We start from the raw sequence: 23691 nt of genomic DNA, 5'->3' as shown, positions 1-23691 counted from the left end.
GGCTTTTAAGCCCCCTCCCCTTCCCCTGGGATCGTTTCGTCCCTTAATGATTACCCGTGACGCGGCCACCAGGGCGATCACGGGGCCATCCGCGGCGGATCGTCCCGCGGGTGGCCCCGTGATCGCCTTAGTCGTTGATAAGCCTACGTTCGAACGCTAGTCCTGCCTGACACAGACATCCGTCCAGGGAGGCGCTAGGGACAGGATGGAAGACATTTCGATCCAGGATACCACCAACCAGAAGAACCTGTTGCTGCTGGTCACCCTGCGGTGGCTGGCCGTGGGCGGCCAGATCGTCACCATCGCCATGGCCCACGCCTGGTTCGATATCGAGCTTCCCCTGCTGCCCATGGGCACCGTCATCCTGTTCCTGGTGCTGCTGAACCTGGTCAGCCTGTACCGCACCCGCAGCCGCGCGATCATCACCAACACCGAACTGTTCCTGGGCCTGCTGCTGGACGTGGCGGGACTGACGGTTCAGCTGTACCTCAGCGGCGGGGCCAGCAACCCCTTCATCTCGCTGTTCCTGTTGCAAGTCATCCTGGGCGCCGTCCTGCTGCGGTCCCCCCTGACCTGGACCCTGGTGGGGGTGACCTGCGCCTGCTTCGTCGGCCTGACCGCCTATCACCGGGACATCGCCCTGTTCTCCCAGGGGCTGGCATCGTCGGGCGGCGCCTGGCCCCGGGTGTTCGACCTGTACCTGGCCGGCACCTTCATCTGTTTCCTGCTGGCCGCCGTTCTGGCCGTTAGTTTCGTCACCCGCATCAACGGCAATCTGCGCCTGCGCGATGCCCGCCTGTCCGACCTGCGCCAGAAATCGGTGGAGGAGGACCACATCGTCCGCATGGGCCTGCTGGCCTCGGGGGCGGCCCACGAGCTGGGCACGCCCTTGGCCACCCTGTCGGTCATCCTCAGCGACTGGCGCCGCATGGCCGCCAAGGGTGCGAAGGCCGATTTTCCGCCCGACATGGTGGATGAGTTGGATGAGATGCAGGCGGCACTGGCCCGCTGCAAGGAGATCGTCTCCCGCGTCCTGCTGACGGCCGGCGAGGCGCGGGCCGAGGGGGCGGAGCGCACCACCCTGGTCACCTTCATGGACGACGTGGTGGAGGATTGGCGGTCCGCCCATGCGGAGCGCGCCATCGATTACACCAACCACATCGCCGACGACGTGGTGATCGCCTCCGACACCGCCATCAAGCAGAGCCTGTTCAACGTGTTCGACAACGCGCTGGAGGCATCGCCCGGCTGGGTCGGCATCGACGTCGCCTGCCATGACGGCCTGCTGATCGTCACGGTGCAGGATCGCGGGCCCGGCTTCGCGCCGGACATCCTGGCGCGATTCGGCAAGCCTTACCAGTCCACCAAGAACAAGCCAGGGCGCGGCCTGGGCCTCTTCCTTGTTGTTAATGTGGCGCGCAAACTGGGTGGGCGGGTAACTGCCGTCAACAACCCCGCCGGTGGCGCCACCGTGGAATTGCGCCTGCCGACAAGTTCGCTGGTGATCGAGGATTCGGATGACTGACGAAAACGCCGCCGCATCCCCCGAAGGGGGCCCCACCCTGCTGATCGTGGAGGACGACCCCTCCTTCGGGCGGGCGCTGAAGCGGTCGTTCGAGCGGCGCGACTATCACGTGCTGCAATGCGACCGGGCAGAAGCCCTGCCGGAAATCCTGGCGCAGACCGATCCGGAATTCGCCGTGGTGGATCTAAAGCTGGCCGGGGCCTCGGGCCTGGAGTGCGTGAAGATCCTGCACGCCCACAACCCGGAAATGAAGATCGTGGTGCTGACCGGTTTCGCCAGCATCGCCACCGCGGTCGAGGCCATCAAGCTGGGCGCCTGCCACTACCTGGCCAAGCCGTCCAACACCGACGACATCGAGGCCGCCTTCGGCCGGGTCGAGGGCGACAGCAACATCGGGCTGAGCAACCGCGCCACCTCCATCAAGACGCTGGAGTGGGAACGCATCCACGAGACACTGGCCGATACCGACTTCAACGTTTCCGAAGCCGCCCGCCGCCTGGGCATGCACCGCCGGACCCTGGCACGCAAGCTGGCAAAACAACGGGTGAATTGATACGCACGGCCTTTGATCGGAACCGACCAAAGGCCCCCTCAGGCGCCGGGCGCCAGCATCCGCTGGCTCGGGCTTCCTCGATTTCCAGTCCGCCTCCGGCTCCCCGGCAATCTCCGGCGGCTGCGGTCGCAGCCTACAGCGGCATGAATGCCGCTGATCACGCCGTCAGCAGGCCGCCCTCGGCCGACCGGGCCGGACCATCCAGGACGCGGCCCGAGGCGCGGCCGCCGCTGAAATGCAGCAGCAGGGTTTCCGCCGCCTTGAGGTCCGACGTGTCCCGCCCCTCGCTGAAGCGGGCGTATAGGTCGGCCAGCAGCGCCGGCGCGTCACCCACCCGGTCCAGCCTGATCTGCAGCCGCGCCAGGCTGACCACCGCACGCAGTTGCCAGGACAGGGCACCCTGCTCCGCCGCCAGGGCCAAGGCCCGGCGGTAAAGCGCCTCGGGCTCCACCCCGTCGCCGCGCTGGAACAGCAGCTCGCCCCGCAGGCGCATCAGTTCCGGCAAGCACCAGCCTTCCTCATTGCGCCGTGACCGTTCGAACGCCGTGTCGATCAGGCCCAGGGCGGTGGTGGGATCGCCAGCCCGCCCCAGGGCCAGGGCGGATTCCCGCACCAGGGCCATGTAGCGGGGATGTGACAGGTCGGGGATGTCGGCCAGGCGGCGCAGCATGGCGTCCGTATCCGCGTGGGCGCCGGCGATCTTCACCTTCAGGATCAGGTCGAAGCACAGCCCCCACTGGTGCCACAGCTGCAAGCCATGCCGCTCCGCCAGGGACAGCAGCAGGCGGCAATAACGCTGTGCCGCCGTCAAGTCACCGGTCAGCAGCGCCATGGCACAGGCCGACTGGCCCAGCACAGTGCAGGTGGTGGCGGCATGCCCCAGGACGTCGGCGGCCTGCAAGCTCTGGCGCAGATGGTCCTGGCCGTGATCGACGGCGCCCTGAAGCCAAAGAATGCCGGCCAGCGTGCTCTGGGCCAGGATGCGCTGATCCAGGTGGAAGCGGATGCTCTGCCCCGGCGGGGCCGCCATCTCCGCCAGTTCCAGGGCCCGCTCGGTACGGATGCGCCCGCCCTCATGGTCGCCCAGGATGTGCAGGGAAGCACCGATCATGCGCTCCGCCAAGGCGGGCGCCACCCGGTCGGGGTTGCGGGCGGCGGCGGCCTGGAAATCATGCGCCAGGGCCAGGGTATGGCGCAGATGGCCCCGGTTGAAATGGATGACCCATAGTCCCAACAGGGCTTGCAGGTCGCTGCCCGGGTCGCCCAGGCGCGCCGCCATCGTCCGCACGGCGTCCCAGGTCGCGACCGTGTGGTCGTCGATGGCATTGGTCATGGTCAGGGCCATGCCCCGCAGCGCCGTCAGGTGCAGGTGCTGGCGTTCATCGGCGAAGGGGACGGCCAGCGCCAGGGCCTGGCCCGCACGCTGCCGGCAGTCCTTCCACAACGACAGCCGCATCCACAAGGGTGCCGCCGCCAAGGTCAGGGCCCGAAACGCGTCCTCCTGCCCCTCGGTCGCCAGGCACCAGTCCAGCGCCTGGCGGATGTTGTCGACCTCAGGGCCGTAGCGGACCAGCATGTCCCGCACCGGCTGCACATCCCAGTTCGGCAAGGCGCCTTGCAGCAATCCCAGATAATGGCGGGCATGCGCCTGGGCCGCCGCCGCATGGCCGCCGGCCGCCGCCAGCCGCTCGCCGGCATAAGCGCGGATGGTGTCCAGCAGGCGATAGCGCACCTCGCCCGCCGGCGCCCCCGCCGGGTTCAGGTCGGCAACCACCAGGGACTTGGCCACCAGGTCGGCCACCATGGCCTCCGCCATCATCCCCGCCACGGCCGGCAGGGCCGTGAGGCCGAAGCCGCCGTCGAACACCGACAGCCGGTCCAGCACATGCCGTTCGGGCGACGACAGCAGGTTGTAGCTCCAGTCCACGGCGGCGCGCAGGGTCTGGTGACGGTCCGCCGCCGTACGGCGTCCCCGGACCAGCAGGGCGAAACGATCGTCCAGGCGGGCCACCACGCCGGCGATGCCATAGACCTCGACGGGCCCCGCCGCCAGTTCCAACGCCAGGGGAATGCCGTCCAGGCGCCGGCAAATCTCCGCCACCAGGGACGCATCCTCATCGCGCAGGTCAAAGCCGCCCAGGCTGGCGGCCATCCGGTCCACGAACAGACGGACGGCGGCATGCTCCAGGGCGCGGGCCGCCGTCAGCCCATCGGCCCGGTCCGGCACCGCCAGCGGCCCCAGGCGGTGCACCTGTTCCCCCTCCGCCCGCAACGGCTCACGGCTGGTGACCAGGATGTCCAGGCCGGGTGCGCCGGCCAGCAGCGCCTCCGCCAGCCCCGCGGCGGCCATCGTCACCGGTTCGCAGCTGTCCAGCACCACCAGCATGCGCCGGGTCTTGAGGAAAGCCGTCAGGGCCGGCAGAGGGTCGTCGGCATGGATGTGCGGCGCCAGCCGGGCGGCGGCCAGCCCCGGCACCAAGGTCCCGTCCCTGACCGCCGCCAGGTCAATGAGCCCGACGCCGTCGGGATAGCGGCCCGCCACGGACGCCGCCACCGCCAGGGCCACGGTGGTCTTGCCCATGCCGCCCGGCCCCACGATGCTGACCAGCCGATGGCGTTCCAGCTTGGCCGCCAGCGCCACGATGACCTCTGCCCGGCCGACGGGTGTCCGGCCGGGGGATGCCGCAACCGCAGGCGACAGGGGCGACGCGGTGGTTCCGGCCGTGATGCCCACCATTTCGCGCAGGACGGGGGCGATGAAGCGATACCCCCGGCCGGGGTTGGTGGCGATGTAGGCCTGGCTGTCGTCGCCCCGGTTCAGGGCGTCGCGCAGCTTGGTCATCTGGACCCGCAAATTGTTATCGGCCACATGGGTGGACGGCCAGGCCAGGGCCATCAGCTCATCCCGCCCCACCTCCTGCCCCGCGCGCTCGACCAGCGCCACCAACAGCCCCATTGCCCTGCCCCCCAGGGCAACCGGCCGGCCGGCGGTCAGCAGATGGCGGGACGGATAGAGGCTGAAGGGGCCGAAGCGGTAGACCACTTCGGAGGCAGTGTCGGGCATGAGCTCAGACGGTTGGAGGATGGCGGGTAAGCGGTGGCAAATTATCCCAGCAATGGGCCGCCGGCCGCAACCCTCTCAGCCGGCGGCGGGCAGTTCCCGCGTCCACGGCGCCGACCCGGCGGTAAAACGATGGGCCAGGAAGTCCAGCAGCACCGCCACCCGCGCGGCGCGCGGCCCGCCGGCGGGGGTGATCAGGTTGATGGCCAGGGCGGGCGGCGCCCAATCCAGGAACGCCACCTCCAGCCGGCCGGCCTGCACGGCGTCCCACGCCAGGAAATCGGGCTGCAAGGCCACGCCCAGCCCGGCCTCCAGCGCGTCCTGCAGCGCGTCGGCGTTGGTCGCGCTCAAGGGACCCTTGACCCGCACCGCCTCCTCCGTCCCGTCCAGGTGGGTGAAGCGCCAGGTGTCGCCGGTGGCGAGGTAGCTGTACACCAGGCAGGCGTGATCCTTCAGGTCGCGCGGCCGCGCCGGCCGGCCATGGCGCCGGAAGTAGGTGGGCGCCCCCACCACCCAGCGGCGCACGGGGCACAGGCGCCGCGTCATCAGGCTGGAATCCGCCAGGTCGGCGATGCGCAGGGCCACATCGACACCGCCCGCCACCAGATCGACCTGCCGGTCATCCAGCTGCAAATCCACCGTCACGTCGGGGTAGGCCGCCAGGAATTCCGGCATGGCCGGGGCCACATGCCGCACGCCGAAGGACATCGGCGCGGCCAGCCGCACCCGCCCCCGGGGCTGGCTGGACTTGGCCTGGGCCTCCGCCTCCACCGCCTCCCCCTCCGCCAGGATTTGCGCGGCGCGCACCGCCAGCACCCGCCCCGTCTCGGTCAGCGAGAAGCGGCGGGAGGTGCGGTGGATCAGCCGCTCACCCAGCCGCGCCTCCAACCGGCTCATGGCCTTGGACACGGTGGCGTTGGACAGGTTCAATTCCTGGGCAGCGCCGGCGAAGGACCCGGTTTCCGCCACCTTGGCGAAGATGGCCCAGGCCTCGAGATCAGGAAGGGACATGGGAATGAAGACCACATAAATGGAAACGATGAAGTTCCATAGTTTCTATTTTCCGCAGCCGCGTCCAGGGCCATCTTTAGCCATGACAGCGGCGGCGACCAACGGAACCATCCGACGGCGCCGCCCGGAAATCGAAGAGCCAAGGAGCTTTGTCATGATCGAACGTCGTCCCTATGCCAAGCTGGGTGGTGCCAACCATGGCTGGCTGAAGGCCAAGCACCACTTCTCGTTCGCCAGCTACTATGACCCCAGCCGCATGCACTGGGGCAACCTGCGGGTCTGGAACGATGACGAGATCGCGCCCAAGTCCGGCTTCCCGCCGCACCCGCATGCCGACATGGAGATCATCACCTATGTCCGCGACGGCGCCATCACCCACCAGGACAGCCAGGGCAACGAAGGCCGGACCGAGGCCGGCGACGTGCAGGTGATGTCGGCCGGTTCCGGCATCCGCCACTCCGAATACAATCTGGAGGATGAGACCACCCGCATCTTCCAGATCTGGATCCAGCCGGAAACGCGGGGCGGCACGCCGTCCTGGGGCGCCAAGCCTTTCCCCAAGGCCGACCGCTCCGGCAAGTTCGTGACCCTGGCCAGCGGCTTCGACGGGGATGAGGGCGCCCTGCCCATCCGCGCCAAGGCCCGCGTCATGGGGGCCACGGTCAAGGCGGGCGAGCGCGTCAGCCTCACCCTGGACCCCAGCCGCCACGCCTATCTGGTGCCGGCCAAGGGTGTGGTCGAGATCGATGGCGTGCGGATCGAGGCCCGCGATGGTGCCGCCATCACCGAACAGTCGACGGTCGAACTGGTCGGCGTCGAGGATGCGGAGATCGTACTGGTCGATGCCGCCTGATTTGGGGTCGTTCTGGGCGCGCCTTTTCCCGTGGGCGCGCCCATTCCCCGGGATTGCCATTCGAATGAGGCCATTTCGCCGGCTTGGAATGGCCGTTCGGCTTCCTAAATCTTTGAAGGCGCTTGGGGTACAGGCGTCACGATTTAAGTGCAACCCTACAAGACGGGGCCGAGGCCGGCTGCTAGCCAGTCCACGCGTGCATCCGCGTGGCATACCTGCCCCAGTACCATGAACCAGACGGGAGAATTGACAGAATGAGCACGAAGCCGAACTTCCAGGGCGTCCCCGGCGCGTTGACGCCCCTGCTGGCCGATATGTTCGCCCTTTACCTCAAGACCAAGAACTTCCACTGGCACATTTCCGGCCCGCATTTCCGGGAATATCATCTGCTGCTGGACGCGCAGTCGGCGCAGATCTTCGCCACCACCGACGCCATCGCCGAGCGCGTGCGCAAGGTGGGCGGCACCACGCTGAAGTCCATCGGCCAGATCGCCAAGCTGCAACGCATCAAGGACAGCGACGCGGACGGCATCAAGGCGCTGGACATGCTGAAGGAACTGCATGAGGACAACGTCACCCTGGCCGCCATCCTGCGCGAGGCGCATGAGGTCTGTGACGAAGCCGGCGACGTCGCCTCCGCCAGCCTGCTGGAAAACTGGATCGACGAGGCCGAGGAACGCGCCTGGTTCCTGAACCAGACCATCGCCAAAGACTGATCCATCAGCGGGATTTCACTTCGCCCAGCGAATGATTTCGGCGCACGAATAGTCAAATCGCGCCCAAGCCTGCAAGCCGCCGGCCCCCCGCCGCCCTACCCTGGGCAACCGCGGGGGGCCGGATCCGGTCCCCCGCGCACCGACCTGATAGGGGACGCCAGGGACCATGACAAAGAACGATCCAACGCCGACGGCCGGTCCGACACTGGACACCATGATGCCAGCCCAATCCGGACATGAAGCCACCCGCCGGACAATGTTGGCGGGTGCCGGCGCCTTGGCCGCTCTGGCGGCCCTGCCCTTGAGCGCGACGACGGCCCTGGCCGTCCCTGAACCCCATCCCCATGACCATGGCCACCCGGCCGGCAAAGGAAATCAGACGATGAGCACGATCACCACCAAGGACGGCGTTGAGATTTTCTACAAGGACTGGGGCCCCAAGAGTCCGCCCAGCCCATCGTCTTCCATCACGGCTGGCCGCTGAGCGCGGACGACTGGGACAACCAGATGATGTTCTTCCTGGGCCATGGCTATCGCGTCATCGCCCATGACCGGCGCGGCCACGGCCGGTCCACCCAGACCGATACCGGCAATGAGATGGACACCTATGCCGCCGACGTGGTGGCGCTGGCCGCCGCCCTGGATCTGAAGGGTGCCGTCCACATCGGCCATTCCACCGGCGGCGGCGAGGTGGCGCACTATGTCGCCCGTGCCGAAAAGGGCCGGGTGTCCAAGGCCGTGCTGATCGGTGCCGTGCCGCCCATCATGGTCAAGTCCGACAAGAACCCCGGCGGCCTGCCCATTGAGGTGTTCGACGGCTTCCGCGCCAATCTGGCGGCCAACCGGGCCCAGTTCTACCGCGACATTCCGGCCGGCCCGTTCTACGGCTTCAACCGTCCGGGCGCCAAGGTGTCCGAGGGCGTGATCGACAATTGGTGGCGGCAGGGTATGGCCGGCGGCATCAAGGCCCACTACGACTGCATCAAGGCCTTCTCCGAGACCGACTTCACCGAGGATCTGAAGAAGATCGACGTGCCGGTCCTGATCATGCACGGCGATGACGACCAGATCGTACCGTTCGCGGATTCCGCCCCGCTGTCGGCCAAGCTGGTCAAGAACGGCACGCTGAAGGTCTACAAGGGCTTCCCCCACGGCATGGCCACCACCCACGCCGACGTCATCAACGCCGACCTGCTGGCCTTCATCAAAGGCTGACAAGCCCGAGCGACTTAAAGTCAAACGGGATGCGGAGGCGACTCCGCATCCCGTTATCTTATTTCCAGCTAATTTGATGTCGTGGTGGTTTTCAGGCTGAGGGTGCCGGCCGGCGACGTGCCGGAACAGTTCTCCGCCGTCCAGGTGCAGCCGGTACCGCTGACCACGTCCAGCCCACCGCCCGACGCGCTCATCAGCACATGGCCGGCGGCGCTGCCGTTCACCTGCACCAGCCGCGACTTGCCCGTCGTCGCCATGGCACCGCCGGCCGACTGGTCGCAATTGTCCATCGAGGCCAGCGTGCTGAACCATCCACGCAGCATGTAGGTGGCCCCGCCGCCCTCGTTATAACCCGTGCAACTGCGCATGCGGATTTGCACCAGGCCATAGACATGCGCGCCCGTGGTGTCGCCGGGCGATAACGCGCGGCAGTTGTTCTCGAACCCCACCTGCTCGATCGCGGCACCGCTGGAGGTGCCGTTGTTGTAGTAGAAGCCGTAACTGCCGTTGTCGCGGCAATAACCGCCATAGATGCGCACGTCGGTCGTGCCGCCGTAGGTGGCGTCGAAGTTGGTGGCCATCATGCCGCATTTGGTGTTCTGGGCGAAGAAGCAGCCAAGAATGGTGATGGCCGAACAGACCCCCCCCTGGGACTGCGCGAAGACGGCGCCGTTCTGCTTGCAGTCCTGGAAGAAGCAACCGATCAGCACGCTTTCAAAGACGTTGCCCTCGAACAGCAGGCCATTCAGGCCCGCCCCTTCGATACAGACCCCGTCCAGCGTCACGTTGTAAAAGAAATAGGAACTGCCGTAGGCGATGATGCGCAGGCCGTTGCCATCCGTCCCCGTCCCCTGGATTTTGAACCCGCCCAGGATGCGGAAATAGCGGACGGTGTTGACCGCCTGCAGGCTCATGATGTCGGTGCCGTTGGTGATGGATGACACCAGGGTCGCCCCTTGCGCCAGCAGCCCCCAGGGCTTGCCCACGTCGGCTGTGGACACGAAGGAGATGGTCTTCTTGATGGCATAGGTGCCGGCCGGAACGATGACCAGCAGGCCGTTGGTCGCGGCGGCGGCCAGGGCCTTGGCGAAAGCGGCGCTGTCGTCGGTAACGCCATCACCCACGGCACCATAGTCGTAGACGGTGGGGGTGGCCTTGGCGGTGGTGGTGGCGGCAACCTGCGCCACCTGGTCGTCCCCCCCGGCCACGGCGGCAGACGCGCGTCCGACCCCCGCCGCAGACAAGCCGAAGGGCAACGCGGCACCTGCCGCGATCAAATGTCGGCGATCCATGATTAACCTCGCTCAAAGGTCAGTAGAACCCCGCCGCTGCCCCTGCTAAGGCTGAATATTCCCAGGCCGTGGAAGTTCCGGCCCGGGCGCGTGAGGCCGATGATTTTGGGGATATTTGGGGGTGGTTTCCCACGCCCCCTCACCAGAATTGGCCTACCTGAATGACTGTGCAAGTGCAAAACGTCTGTCAAAGTTGTGGCATAGGACATACCCCGGACAGCAAATAGATCGCCGTATTCTTGCCCCAAGCGGCTATTCGAACACTCCATTCCAGGTTGTCGCCCTATATCCCCTCGCGTTCGACATATGTCGCACGCGCCATGTGACGAAACTGTGTTCGCCGAATGCCCAATGGCGGATACGCGCCATTGCAAGGCATTGTTGACTCTCTTGCAAACGCCATCGTTTTGTTCGTTGAATCGCGTTTATGAAAAATTGTACGTAACTGTTAGTTGCTCAACCCATCTCGCACTTGCAGCACCAGTCGAACCAAACTGATCATCTAAAAAGGGTAGGACCGTTGGGCCGGGCCACGCGCCATGGTGATGCCATGATCGGGTGGAAAATAAGGGCCGGACGATTTCTTAACCATAAAATGGCCGCGGCCCCAGCCCACCGGGAACCGCAAAGGCTTTGAAGGCAGGCTCCCCGGGAGGGACCACCCCATTGATGTGCAAGACCGGCCCCGGGCACCGCCCGGGACTGGGCCGACGGAGGTCGTCCCTTATGGAGGTTATCTGTGGTGCGCGGAAAATTTTGGCAACGGGCAGGCCTGGCTGGGCTGATGCTGCTGTCGGGATGTGCCGCCTGGCTGCCCCCGTGGGAGCAGGCCAAGCCCGCGCCGCAGAAGATCGCGGTCGCACGTCCGGCACCCAGCCGGGCTAAGGCCCAGGTTCCCCCTCCAGCGAGCGACAGTTCCACCAATTCCGGTGGCACCACCGGCCGCGTCGCTGCGGCCCGCCGCGTGCCCGCCTCCCCCGCCGCGCCAACCCCGGCGGTGGGAACGAACAACGCGGCGCTGACGGTGCCCACCGACGTGGAATTGGTGGGTTTGGACGAATCCCAGCTTCAGGCCCTGATGGGGCCGCCGTCTTCCCAGCAGGATTTGGCCCCAGGGAAGGAATGGCTGTATCGGCACGGGGCCTGCACCGTCGATCTGACACTGTACCCCGACATCAAGACGCAGGCATACCGCGTCCTAAGCTATGAGGTGACAAGTGACAATGACACCGGCGACCGCAAACGCTACTGCCTGGCCGACATCCGGGCCGTGGCTCAAGCCAAATGACATCCTGCCCACCACACCGATCCGCGTGGCGTTGGTCGACGACGACGACGCCTTCCGCGAGGCGGCGATGGGTGAGTTGGAAGACCAGGGTTTCGCCGTCACGGGTTTCCCCGACGCCAAGGCGCTGCTCGGCTTCCTGTCCAGCGACGACGACGATGGCCGCGGCCTGAATGACGGCGCCGCCGACATCCTGATCATCGACTGGTGCCTGGAACGGACGCTGGGCATTGACCTGCTGCCTGACCTGCGCCGGCGCGGGTGCCGCATCCCGGCCATCTTCCTGACCGGCATGTCCATGCCCGCCAATGAAACCCTAGCCCTGGACCGCGGTGCCGTCGATTTCATCGACAAGACGCGCGGCATCTCCGTCCTGGCCCGCCGCATCCGCCTGATCGTGCAGCCGCCCACCGCCCAGAACCAGCCCACCATCACCAAAGGCCAGGTCGGGGATGAGATCGTTTGCGGCAGCCTTACCCTTAAGCCCAAGGTCAACCGAGCCTTTTGGAATGGCCGGGACGTGATGCTTACCGTCACCGAATTTAGTATCGTGGAATTCATGGTGACCCATCTGGGCGAGCACGTCACCTACCGGGCCATCTATGACCGCGTGCATTGGAGCGGTTTCGTTGCCGGCAGCGGCGAGGATGGGTATCGGACCAACGTGCGCTCATCGATCAAGCGGATCCGGAGCAAATTCAATGCTGTCGATCGTGGCTTTGCGGAAATTGAGAATTTCGCGGCCTTCGGCTACAGATGGCGTGACCCTGCAGCACCTGCCGGTGCGGAGGATGAGCTGGGCCGCACGGCGGATATCCGGATCACTCACGGTTAGACTGGGGTTCCTGCTTACCATCTTCGCGGTCCTGCCGTTCATCCTGTACGGACAGTTCGAATCGGCGGACCGCAAGGAAAGGGACATTGTCACCAAGAACCTCCGGTACAGCAGCTGGCTGATCGCGCAAGGCCTGAAGCCGCTGCTGGACCGGGAGGGTGGCCCCCCCACGGCCACCCTGAATGATGAGTTGGCCAAGTACGATGGCGACGGCACCAATCTGAAACTCATGTTCCAACCCAAGGGTGGGGCCGCCGGCAAGGACGGCGGCTTCTACTTTTTGGCGTCGGCACCCAAGGTCGGCATGGCCGACCTGGGCGCCACCCTGGACAGTCTTCAAAGCCACGGCATCGTCTCGCAGGTGGCGGAAAGCTGCAGTTGGGACAAGCCGGTGGACATCCGTTATGTCCAACCCACGGGCCATGAGGAGATCCTGACCTCCGTCGTGCCCATCCAGAGCCGCTGGGGCTGCTGGGTCCTCGTCTCCTCCCACGTCACGTCGGAACTGCTGGCCACGGCCATCGGCCGCCCCTATTGGCAAACGCCGCAGGTGCGCCTGGCGCTGATGCTGTACCTGGCGGTGGTGGTGGTGGCCCTGCTCACGGCCCTGTCCGTGCGCCGCCACATCCGCCATTTCCGCCATGTCGCCCGCGAAATCCGCCAGGGCCGCGTGGCCGGTAACACCTTCGCCAGCCGCAACGCCATTCCCGAACTGGACAGCGTGGCGCAGGACTTCGACGGCCTGGTGCACGATCTGCACCACGTGGCCGGAATCATCCGCCAGACGGCGGAGGACAATGCCCATTCCTTCAAGGGGCCCGTCGCCACCATCCAGGCCTGCCTGGAACCGCTGAAACGCCTGGTGCCGGCGGATCACCCCCGCGGCAAACGCGCCGCCGAACTGATCGAACTGTCGCTGGACCGGCTGAAGGCCCTGATCTCGGCATCACAATGCCTGGATAACACCATGGCCGACATGATCGAATCGCCGCGCGAAAGCGTGGACCTGACCCAGATCGTGGCCGACATCCTGAAAAGCTATCGCGAGGTGGTGGTGGCACGGCAAATCCGCCTCAGCCGCCATCTGCAGCCCGACGTGCACGTTCGCGCCGGCAAGGTCGCCTTGGCCGTCGTGGTGGAAAACATCCTGGATAACGCCGTCAGCTTTTCCAGCGACGGCGGCGCCATCACCGTGCGGCTGGTGGAAGAGGACGGGACCATCAATCTGGATATCGAGGATAGCGGTCCCGGCATCGACGCCGACAAAATCCACAACATCTTCGACCGCTATTTCTCGCTGCGCCCACCCGACCATGCCCGCCGCCATGCCACGGAAAAGGCCCCCGGCCACGCCGGCCTGGGCCTGTGGATCGTGAAACGCAATGTGGAGGCCCTGGGCGGCACGGTCGCCGCCAGCAACCGCATCGGCGGCGGCCTGCGCGTCCACATCGTTTTGCCATCCGTCAACTGACTTACAACTTATAAGGGATATTTCATTGCGCGACACGCCCGTGCATCTATAATGGCGGCACCCGCCCTTCCCCTTCCAGTGACTGCCGACGTGAACGTGAACAGCGCGGGGGATGGGCGACGGCCAGGAGGAAACCGCCGCCATGAGCACGCCCCCCAACATCCTGCTGATCACCACCGACCAGTACCGTTTCCCCCGCTTCTCCTACGGGCCGGAGGGTGGCTTCGACGAAGCGCTGAAGCAGATCCTGGGCTTCCAGGGCGCGGTGGACGAAACCAACCCCTATGCCGCCTTCTTTCCCGGCCTGCTGCGCCTGCGCCGCAACGCCGTGGTGCTGCGCAACCACACCATCGCCGCCAGCGCCTGCACGCCCAGCCGCACCACCATCTACACCGGCCAATATGGCACGCGCACCGGCGTCACCCAGACCGATGGGCTGTTCAAGAATGGCGACGCCGCCAACTTCCCCTGGCTGGCGGCGGATGGCATCCCCACGCTGGGCAGCTGGATGCGCGCATCGGGCTACAGCACGCACTATTTCGGCAAATGGCACGTCAGCAATCCGCCGGACCATAGCCTGCAGGCCTATGGCTTCGACGATTGGGAGGAGTCGTATCCGGAACCCCACGGTTCATCCGCCAACAACCTGGGCACCTACCGCGACATCGGCTTCGCCGATTCCGTCTGCACCTTCCTGAAGCGCAAGGCCCTGGGCCTGGACTATGACCGTGCCGCCGCCACCAAAAGCGCGGACATCCCCGATAGCGCGGCGCCGGATGCTTCCAAGGCACGGCCCTGGTTCGCCGTCGCCTCCTTCGCCAACCCGCATGACATCGCGACCTACCCGGCGGTGATCGCCAAGGCCCTGCCCTCGGACACCGGCGGCCCCGGCGCCACCCAGTCCGTCTTCGGGCCGCTGACCGTGCCCTTGCAGGGCGACCGCACGCCACCGCCCACCGCCGGCACCCTGCAAGTCCCACTGAACCCCCTAGGGTTTCCGCAGGACAGCGCCCGCAACCCGCCCACGCTGGATGAGGATTTGCTGGCCAAGCCCAGCTGCCAGTTCGATTACGCCTACAAGATGGGCCTGGCACTGTCGTCCAAGACCGGCCATGCCATCGGCAGCGCCCTGCCGGCCGGCCATGACCTGGACGCCGCCGTGGAAGCCACCCTGAAAAGCTGCATCCCGTTCCAGCTGGCGGACCATCCCGCCGCCTCGGCCCGCGACTTCATCCAGCTTTACGCCTACCTGCACGCGGTGGTGGATACGCACATCGACCGGGTCCTGCGCACGCTGGAGGAATCGGGCCTGGCGGAAAACACCATCGTCGTCTTCCTGGCCGACCATGGCGAGTATGCGGCCGCCCACGGCATGATGATCGAGAAGTGGCACACCGCCTATCAGGAGGCGCTGCACGTGCCGGTGGTGGTTCAATTCCCGCCGTCGCACCCGGTAGCGGGCGGCCTGCGGCAGTTGGACCAGGTCACCAGCCACATCGACATGCTGCCCACCATCCTGGGCCTGGCGCGGGCCGACCAGGCCACCGCCGAGTCCCGGCTGAAGGCCACCGGCCGGCCGGTGCCGCCGCTGCCGGGCGCCGACCTGGCCCCGCTGATCCGCGGTGAAACCGACATCGTGCGGGATCCGGACGGCCAGCCCCGCCAGGGCGTGCTGTTCATCACCGACGATGAGATCACGGAGCCGCTGCCCCTGATCGGCGACCCGCACGAAGCCAACTCCCTGGAACAATTCGCCGTGTTCGACGCGACGGTGGCGGCCGTGCGTGATGGCGCCTATGGCAAGGGCCCCGTGCCCCGCCTGGCACCCGGGCCGGTGCGCCAGCCCAATCATGTCCGCTGCGTGCGCACCGCCCATTACAAGCTGGCCCGCTATTGCGACCCCGTCCGCGAGGGGGAAGATCCAGGGCAGCATGTGCCGCAGGAATGGGAAATGTACGACCTGCGCCACGACCCGAATGAGGTGGTGAACCTGGTCCAGGTGCAGGCCTCGCCCCCCACGGCGCGCGCCGGACTGCCTATCTGGACCACCCGTGTTGAGGTGCAGGCGCGGGCGGATGAGTTGGCCGTCCTGCTGGCGACCCTGGAGTCGCGGGACTTGCCGCCCGTTCCCTGAACGCCCCTCGTTCCCAGGATTCTCGCTGAAGACGCGCACCCCGGCGGCACTCCCGCCGGGGTTTTTATCATTTCAACCCCGCCGTTTTGCCCGCCCTTGAAAGGGGAAGGGCCCGTCCTACCCTTTCTGAGCGTACAGGCGCATGCGCCATACGTCCCTTTGTGCGCTGTTCCCCCACACCTTTCCTGACACGGCTTGGTCACTGGCCCCGCAGACACCCGCCCCTTAGCGTGCTTTGCAACGGATACCAACCCTGAAGCGGAGCGGTCATAAAATGCATGACGTGACGGAGCGCGTGCCCACCCGGGCCTTGCGGACCACGCAAATCCATCCGGTGCTCTTGTCCGGCGGCGCCGGCACCCGGTTGTGGCCCCTGTCCCGGGCGATCTATCCCAAGCAGTTCCTGGCGCTGACCTCGGACCGGACCCTGTTGCAGGAGACGGCGTCACGCGCCCTGGGGGATGCCGGCTTCGCCGACCCCATCGTGATCTGCAATGAAGAACACCGGTTCATGATTCACGAGCAACTGCACGGGATCGGCATCGAACCGCAAAGCATCATTCTGGAGAGTGCCGCCCGCAACACCGCGCCGGCCATCGCGGCGGTGGCCCTGTGGCTGCTGGACCGCGATCCGGACGCCCTGATGCTGGCCCAGCCTTGCGACCACCTGATCGGCGCCCTGCCCGACTTCTACCTGGCCGTGGCCAAGGGCGTGCCGGCGGCGCAGGCCGGCCATTTGGTCACCTTCGGCGTCGTCCCCGACAAGCCGGAAACCGGCTATGGCTACATCCGCGTCGGCGCCCCGCTGGGTGCCGCCGACGGCGTGCGGGCGGTCGAGCACTTCGCCGAAAAGCCGGACACGGCGACGGCGGAGCGGTATGTCGCCAGCGGCAACTACCTGTGGAACAGCGGCATCTTCCTGATGTCGGCCAAGCAGTACGTGGCCGAGCTGGAACGCCTGCAGCCCGACATGCTGACCGCCGTGCGCGAGGCCATCGCCGCCGGCAAGGAGGATAACGGCTTCTTCCGCCTGGATGAGGCCGCCTTCTCCGCCGCCGCATCCCTGTCCATCGACCACGCGGTGATGGAGCACACGGAAAAGGCCGCCGTCATCCCGGTGGAGATGGCCTGGTGCGACGTCGGTTCCTGGCAATCGCTGTGGGGCGTCAGCCACAAGGACGAGGCCGGCAATGTCGAGCAGGGCGACGTCATCCTGCAGGACGTGAAGAATTCCTACGTCCATTCCGACGGCCGCCTGGTCGCCGCCATCGGGGTGGAGGATCTGGTGATCGTCGCCACCGACGACGCCGTGCTGGTGGCCGATGCCGCCCATGCCAAGCATGTGGGCAAGGTGGTCGAGCAACTGCGCCGGCGCAACCGGTCGGAAGAGACCCATCACACCACGGTCTACCGGCCGTGGGGTTATTACCGCGCGGTGGACATCGGCTACCGCTTCCAGGTCAAGCGCATCATGGTGAAGCCGGGTGCGCGCCTCAGCCTGCAGAAGCACCACCACCGCGCGGAACACTGGATCGTCGTGCAGGGCACCGCCTTGGTGCAGCGCGACGGCGAAGACCGGCTGGTGCGGGAGAACGAGAGCGTTCACATCCCCATCGGCACGGAACACCGCCTGGAAAACCCCGGCAAACTGCCCTTGCATCTCATCGAAGTACAATCGGGCGCCTATCTGGGCGAAGACGACATCGTGCGTCTGTCCGACAGCTACGGCCGCGCGTAAGCGCGGCGCACCTGGAAAGGGAGCGCCATTGAGATCCAGACGGGCGGGGACGGGGGGCAACCCGTTTTTAAACCAAGACGCGGACCCGCAAGGGCAAACGCGTCAAGCCCGAGGTCAAATCCGATGCCTGCAAATCGTCACCGTCACCCCTTCTTCACCGGGGGGGTGGCGTATGAGCGCCCCCTCGCCCGGCTTTATCCGGACGCGCCCCTACACGCGGCGCCGAAACCCGGGCGTCTGAAACAGCGGCTGATGCTGGCGGCCACCGGCCTGACGGTGGCCGGCAGTATGGCCATTCCGGCCAACGCGCAGACGGAAACGTCGGCCGGCGACACCGTCGCCACGCGCCAGCACCCCGACTACGACCCTGTCGGCGTCCGCGTGGGCGGCTTCATCCTCTACCCCAGCCTGACGCTGGATGAGGTCTACGACAGCAACATCTACGCGACCCAGGGTGGGGACACCGGCGACCTGATCACGGTGCTGCAGCCCAAGCTGGAGCTGAAGTCGAACTGGAACGTCCACCAGCTGAACTTCCATGCCAGCGGCGACCTGAACTGGTACGCCGACCATAGCCGCGAGAACTACAGCAACTATGATCTGGGCGCCGACGGGCGGCTGGAGATCTACCACGACGCCTGGATCGCGGGCGGGGCGGACTACAGCCTGTGGCATCTGCCGCGCACCTCGCCCAACAACATCGTCGGCCAGGCCGATCCCACCGAATACAACCAGACCTCCGCCAACGTGGTCGGCCACAAGGATTTCGGCAATCTGTTCGTGGAGTTGGGCGACAGCTACAACCGCTACGACTTCCAGAACGCCGCCACCTTCGACGGTCGCACCATCCTGTGGGAACGCCAGAACCACGATGAGAACGAGGTCAGCGTCCGCGCCGGCTATCGCATCGAGGATCTGTATGAACTGTACGTGAGGGGCGCCTACAACACGCGCAACTACGACAGCGCGTCGGACATGAGCGGCTATGACCGCAATTCCAACGGCTACACCATGGTGGTCGGCGCCAAGTACAACCTGACTGGCGTCACGGCGCTGGATGTCTTCGCCGGCTACCGCTCGCAGGATTATGACGATCCGCGCCTGGGCAACTTCTCCGCCCCCACCGGTGGCGCCAAGATCACCTGGAACGCCACGGCGCTGACCACGGTCACGGGCGAATACACCCGCGACATCCAGGAAACCATCGTCGTCGGCTCCGCCGGCTACTTCGCCAGCAAGGAAACACTGGCAGCGGACCACGAGCTTTTGCGCAACGTGCAACTTCACTTGCAGCTAAGCCATGAGTCTGACGACTTTCAAAATATAGGCCGTTCAGATGACGTGTATGGCGTTGGTCTGGGCGCAAAGTACATGATGAGCCAAATGACGGCGATCAATGTGCGCTACAACTACCAAATCCGGTCATCTAATCGCGAAGGGACCGGCTATGCCGACCACAACATATTGGTCGGCTTAACCCTTCATCTGTAAGGTAATACTGGCCTGATTTGCCACGATCACAGGCCATAAGGGGGCGGCCCCCGTTTGATCACAACCGCCGCCCCCCACTTTTGATAAAACCGAAAGGGTGGGCCCGTGCAATACGGGCCGCCACCCGCGACCCCCCAAGCGAGCCCCCGGCAGCGACCCCGCCGGCGTGCCTCCGATCAAGCAGAAGGTGCCGGAATGCTGCCTTCCCGCCGCCCCGTTAAGTCCCTGCCCCGACTGGCCGCCCTGGCGGTCGCGGCGGGTGCCATCCTCCTTCCCATCCTGCCCGCCGGCGCCCAGAACAACGGGGCGCCGCCCGCCCCCAACACCGCAGGCGCCCCCGGGGGCGCTGTCGTCGCCAACAACGACACGGCGGTCAGCCCCGGCGTCGCCGCCAACGATTACCAGCTGGGCCCGGGCGACCGGGTGCGCATCACGGTATTCGGCCAGGCCGACCTGTCGGGCGAATACGCCGTCGACGGCACCGGCATCCTGTCCTTCCCCCTGGTAGGGCAGGTGCATGCCGGGTCGCTGACCGCCGGCCAGCTGGGCCACACGCTGGAGTCCAGCCTGTCGCCCAACTACCTGAAGAACCCCCGCGTCAGCGTCGAGGTCCTGAGCTATCGCCCCTTCTACATCCTGGGTGAGGTCAAGACCCCCGGCAGCTACGCCTACGTTTCCGGCATGTCGGTCCTGAATGCCGTGGCCCTGGCCGGCGGCTTCACCTACCGCGCCCGCGACGACGACTTCCGCCTGACCCGAACGGGCAAGGACGGCAAGAAGACCCAGGTCGACGCAGACCCCACCACGCCGGTTCAACCCGGCGACGTCATCACAGTCCGGGAGCGTTACTTCTGATGACTTTGCCCGAACAGCCCCGCGCCCTTGGTGGTGGTCCCATCCTCCCACGGCGCCTCATGGCCGCTCCGCCGGCCCCCCGCCCCGTCTATATGCCGCCGCCGCAACAGCAGCCGCGCGACATGCTGGACACCTACCGCAAGATTTGGGCCCACCGCCGCCTAGTCCTGGCCTGCACCGTCGGTGCGGCCTTGCTGGCCGGCGTCGTGGCCTACAGCATGCCGTCCCGCTATTCGGCGGAATCCCGCGTGCTGGTGGGGGTGCCCCAGCCGGCGCTGGAGGGCATCGGCGCCACCATGGCCTCGGTCACCCTCAACGCCGAACGGGTGCAGAGCGAGGGGCTGGTCGCCCAGTCGCGAGAGCTGACCAAGAAGGTCATCGCCAAGCTGCACCTGATGGACGATCCGGAGTTCAACCCGGACGCCAAGACGGCCGCACCGGCGCAGCCCGGCTGGACGCACCTGCTGCCCGGCGCCTTGGCCGACTGGCTGTCCAAGCCCAAGGCCACCGCCCCGGCAGCACCGGAAAACCAGGCCCGCCAGCAGGCCCAGATCGAGAACCGCACAGTCGATATCGTGATGTCCAAGCTGGACATCGCCACCGTGGGGCGGACGGACGTCCTCAGGATCCAGGCCACCACCCGCGATCCCGATACCTCGGCCCTGCTGGCCAACGCGGTGGCCGACGCCTACCTGGACGAACAGCGCGATGTGAAGATCGGCGCGTCCAGCAAGGTGGAAGAATATATGGAGGGCCGCATCGCCGACCTGCGCCACCAGGTGGAGGATTCGGAGAAGGCGATCGAGGATTACCGCCGGCAGTACGGTCTGTATGACCAGCAGAACGGCACCGGCATCATGGGCCAGCGGCTGACGGAGCTGAACACCCAGCTCATCACCGCGCAGACGGCCAAGGCCGACGCCGACGCCCACCTGGCCGACGCGCAGAACCTGGCCCGCCAGGGCCTCAACGGCGAAAGCGTGCCGGAAGTCCTGAACAATCCCCTGATCCAATCGCTGAAGCAGCAGCAGGCCGCCGCCGAGCAGCGCCTGGCCCAGCTGTCGGCCACCTACGGCGACAAGCATCCGCAGGTGACCGACGCCAAGGCCCAGATCGCCGACGCGCAGCGCAAGATCAAGGCGGAGATGCAGGGCATCATCACCGGCCTGCAGAACGTGTCCCGCACGGCCAACGCCCGCTACCAGGCCGTGCTGCACGACTTCAACGAGGCCAAGGGCTCGCTGGGCGCCGACAACCAGAACACCATCCACCTGGAGGCGATGGAGCGCGACGCCGCCGTCAACCGCCACCTGCTGGAAACCATGCTGACGGAAGAAAAGCGCCTGATGGGCCGCCAGCAGCTGGAATCGCCGGACGCCCGCGTCATCTCCGTGGCCACGCCGCCGGCCGCCGCCAGCTATCCGCCCAAGGCCCTGATCCTGCTGCTGGGCACGCTGGTGGGTGCCGTGGCCGGCATGCTGATCGCCCTGCTGATGGAGGAGGCCGACCAGACCTTCCGCCAGAGCAGCCAGATCGAATCCGCGACCGGCATCCCGGTCATCGCCCTGGTGCCGGAGGTGAAGGGCAAGTCGCCCACCGCCCAGGTGCTGCGCGAGCCCGTGTCGCCCTTCGCCGAAACCCTGCGCAAGATACACGTGGCGCTGGAACTGTCGGAGCTGGAGTACAGCCCCCGTACGGTGCTGCTGTCCTCCGCCGCGCCCGGCGAAGGCAAGAGCGTGATCATCGCCGCATTGGGCCGGCTGCTGGCCAGCCATGGCCGGCGGGTGCTGATCATCGACTGCGACTGGCGCTCACCGTCCCAGCACAAGCTGTTCAACGTGTCCAACAAGCACGGCCTGGCCTCGCTGCTGACCGACGACAGCGTCGTCCTGGACGACTGCATCCACCACGACACCCTGTCGGGGCTGGAACTGATCACCGCCGGTCACTGGACGTCCAAGGACACCCGCATGCTGACCTCGGACCGCATGCGGTCCATGTTGCAGACCTTCGCCAAGAACTACGACCTGGTGCTGATCGACACGGCCCCGGTGCTGGTGGGGGCGGAAGTGCTGTCCATGTCCCGGATGGTGGACAAGGTGCTGTTCACCGTGCGCTGGGACCACACGCGGCGCAACGCGGCGCTGCAGGCCCTGCGCCAGTTGGTGGAGGTGCAGTGCGACCTGACCGGGGTGATCATGTCCCGTGTCGATCCGCGCCGCTACCGCCAGTACGGCTACGGCCCGCTGAACTACGATTACGCCCGCCCCCTGGCCGACCATTTCGGTTGAGGATACCCCCATGGACCGCGAGGCCTTGCGCGACTTGCCGCTGGAGGGGATGGGGTACTCTCCTTCCTCCGTCCCCTCCACCCACGCGGCTCTTTTGACCCGTGCCTATCCGCCGGAACTGATCGGCTCGGCGCCGCAATGCGCCGATCTGGCGGAATGGCTGACGCGACTGGGATGCGAGACCACGGTGTTCACCGGCATGCCCTATTATCCGGGCACCGAAGTCTTCGCCCAGTACAAGGACTTCAAGGGCGGTCATGAGATCATGAACGGTGTGCGCGTGGAACGCGTGCGCACCATGATCCCGCGTCGCGGCTCGGCCAAGGCCCGCATCATGGCCGAGGCCAGCTTCCTGCTGGCGGGGCTGTGGGCCCGGGCGTCGGGCCGGCTGAAGCCCCGGCCCCTGGTGATTTCGCTCTGCCCGTCCATCCTGACCGTGGCCCTGGGCTGCCTGGTCCGCCAGCGCGACGGCCGCCACGTCGCCTTCATCCACGACATCCAGTCCGGCATGGCCAAGGGCCTGAACATGGTGTCCAGCGGCGGGCTGGTGAAGGCCATGCGCTGGTGCGAGCGCACGGTGCTGAACCGCGTGGACCTGATCGTGGTGTTGACCGAGCACATGGCCGACCAGTTGCGCGAACTGGGCGTGACCAAGGATATCGAGGTCTTTCCCATCTGGGTCGACACCGACCGCCTGTATCCCGAAGCCCCCGTCCCCCATACCCCGGCGAACGACAGCCAGAGCCTGTCCCTGGCCGCCCGCCTGCTGTACAGCGGCAACTTCGGCCTGAAGCAGGGCCTGGGCCAGGTGCTGTCGATGGCGGAGGATTTGCAGCGCCAGGCCGACGACGTGGAGATCATCCTGCGCGGCAGCGGCAGCATGCGCCCCGCCATCGAGGAAGAGATCGCGACCCGTGCCCTGCGCCGGGTGCGGGTGACCGGCCTGCTGCCGGCGGATGAACTGCGCCGCGGCCTGACGGAAGGCGACATCCATCTGGTGCCGCAGGAGCCCGACGCCGCCGCCTTCGCCATCCCGTCCAAGATTTTCAACATCATGGCGGTGGGCCGGCCCTTCGTGGCCACGGCCAAGCCGCACAGCCCCCTGTGGCACATCCAGGAGCGCAGCGGCGCCTTCCTCTGCGTGCCGCCGCACGATACCGAAGCCTTCACCCAGGCCGTGATGCGCCTGGTCCGCGACACCGCCCTGCGACGCGAATTGGGCGACCGTGGCCGGCGCTTCGTGGAGCAGCATTATTCCCGTTCCCATGTGCTGGGCGGATTCACCCGCCGGCTGGATGCCCTCTATGCCAAATAAGCGTCCCACGGCGGGGGCTCGCCCCCCTTCCTCACCCCGGTCCTTCGTCA

Annotated in this window: 16 protein-coding genes and 1 pseudogene; 14 read left to right on the top strand and 3 right to left on the bottom strand. The window is 66.6% G+C overall.

All coding sequences use genetic code 11. The features are described 5' to 3' along the window. Positions 1-205: 205 nt before the first annotated feature. Both PW843_05080 and PW843_05075 read left to right on the top strand, forming a co-directional pair. The gene (locus PW843_05080) at positions 206-1525 is read left to right on the top strand and encodes an ATP-binding protein (GenBank protein MDE1145982.1); all 1320 of its coding nucleotides are present in this window, start codon (positions 206-208) and stop codon (positions 1523-1525) included. Continuing rightward, the gene (locus PW843_05075) at positions 1518-2078 is read left to right on the top strand and encodes a response regulator transcription factor (GenBank protein ID MDE1145981.1); all 561 of its coding nucleotides are present in this window, start codon (positions 1518-1520) and stop codon (positions 2076-2078) included. The genes PW843_05080 and PW843_05075 overlap by 8 nt, the downstream gene beginning before the upstream one ends. 157 nt (positions 2079-2235) lie before the next feature. On the opposite strand, the gene PW843_05070 is transcribed toward PW843_05075, so the two are convergent. Together PW843_05070 and PW843_05065 are read right to left on the bottom strand one after the other, a co-directional pair. Continuing rightward, a complete protein-coding gene (locus PW843_05070; protein ID MDE1145980.1) occupies positions 2236-5142 on the bottom strand; it encodes a winged helix-turn-helix domain-containing protein in 2907 nt (968 codons plus the stop codon). 75 nt (positions 5143-5217) lie between these two features. Then, positions 5218-6150, bottom strand: a complete 933-nt coding sequence (locus PW843_05065; GenBank protein MDE1145979.1) for a LysR family transcriptional regulator — start codon at positions 6148-6150, stop codon at positions 5218-5220. Between the two features lie 154 nt (positions 6151-6304). On the opposite strand from PW843_05065, the gene PW843_05060 reads away from it, so the two are divergent. From PW843_05060 to PW843_05050, 3 genes and pseudogenes are all read left to right on the top strand, one after another. Next, entirely contained in the window at positions 6305-7003 is a 699-nt protein-coding gene (locus tag PW843_05060) for a pirin family protein (protein MDE1145978.1), read from the top strand. Between the two features lie 254 nt (positions 7004-7257). Then, a complete protein-coding gene (locus PW843_05055; protein MDE1145977.1) occupies positions 7258-7719 on the top strand; it encodes a DNA starvation/stationary phase protection protein in 462 nt (153 codons plus the stop codon). Between the two features lie 382 nt (positions 7720-8101). Further along, positions 8102-8934: pseudogene (locus PW843_05050) on the top strand (alpha/beta hydrolase). A gap of 68 nt (positions 8935-9002) precedes the next feature. On the opposite strand, the gene PW843_05045 reads toward PW843_05050, so the two are convergent. Continuing rightward, on the bottom strand, positions 9003-10226 hold the full coding sequence (locus PW843_05045) for a glycosyl hydrolase family 28-related protein (protein ID MDE1145976.1): 1224 nt from the start codon (positions 10224-10226) through the stop codon (positions 9003-9005). 742 nt (positions 10227-10968) lie between these two features. Here PW843_05045 and PW843_05040 point away from each other — a divergent pair. From PW843_05040 to PW843_05000, 9 genes are all read left to right on the top strand, one after another. Next, positions 10969-11514 (top strand): hypothetical protein, encoded by a 546-nt coding sequence (locus PW843_05040; GenBank protein MDE1145975.1) that lies wholly within the window; start codon positions 10969-10971, stop codon positions 11512-11514. Then, entirely contained in the window at positions 11450-12346 is an 897-nt protein-coding gene (locus tag PW843_05035) for a response regulator transcription factor (protein MDE1145974.1), read from the top strand. Before PW843_05040 ends, PW843_05035 begins: the two co-directional genes overlap by 65 nt. Next, positions 12303-13817 (top strand): HAMP domain-containing sensor histidine kinase, encoded by a 1515-nt coding sequence (locus PW843_05030; protein MDE1145973.1) that lies wholly within the window; start codon positions 12303-12305, stop codon positions 13815-13817. The genes PW843_05035 and PW843_05030 overlap by 44 nt, the downstream gene beginning before the upstream one ends. A gap of 142 nt (positions 13818-13959) precedes the next feature. Beyond that, positions 13960-15951, top strand: coding sequence for a sulfatase-like hydrolase/transferase (locus tag PW843_05025; protein MDE1145972.1), 1992 nt, complete (start codon positions 13960-13962; stop codon positions 15949-15951). A 274-nt stretch (positions 15952-16225) separates the two neighbouring features. Then, positions 16226-17689: a mannose-1-phosphate guanylyltransferase/mannose-6-phosphate isomerase gene (locus PW843_05020; protein MDE1145971.1), complete on the top strand. Its 1464-nt coding sequence runs from the start codon at positions 16226-16228 to the stop codon at positions 17687-17689. 252 nt (positions 17690-17941) lie between these two features. After that, positions 17942-19180, top strand: a complete 1239-nt coding sequence (locus tag PW843_05015; protein ID MDE1145970.1) for an outer membrane beta-barrel protein — start codon at positions 17942-17944, stop codon at positions 19178-19180. A 195-nt stretch (positions 19181-19375) separates the two neighbouring features. Then, positions 19376-20035 (top strand): polysaccharide export protein, encoded by a 660-nt coding sequence (locus tag PW843_05010; GenBank protein ID MDE1145969.1) that lies wholly within the window; start codon positions 19376-19378, stop codon positions 20033-20035. Next, positions 20035-22326, top strand: a complete 2292-nt coding sequence (locus tag PW843_05005) for a polysaccharide biosynthesis tyrosine autokinase (GenBank protein MDE1145968.1) — start codon at positions 20035-20037, stop codon at positions 22324-22326. The genes PW843_05010 and PW843_05005 overlap by 1 nt, the downstream gene beginning before the upstream one ends. 10 nt (positions 22327-22336) lie before the next feature. After that, positions 22337-23641 carry a glycosyltransferase gene (locus PW843_05000; GenBank protein ID MDE1145967.1) on the top strand — a complete coding sequence of 435 codons (1305 nt, stop codon included), beginning with the start codon at positions 22337-22339 and terminating at the stop codon, positions 23639-23641. Positions 23642-23691: the final 50 nt, after the last annotated feature.

The sequence above is a fragment of the Azospirillaceae bacterium genome, from assembly GCA_028283825.1.
In the GTDB taxonomy this organism is placed as follows: domain Bacteria; phylum Pseudomonadota; class Alphaproteobacteria; order Azospirillales; family Azospirillaceae; genus Nitrospirillum.
Note: the sequence above shows the minus strand (reverse complement) of the source record. Positions and strands in the feature narration are given on the sequence as shown.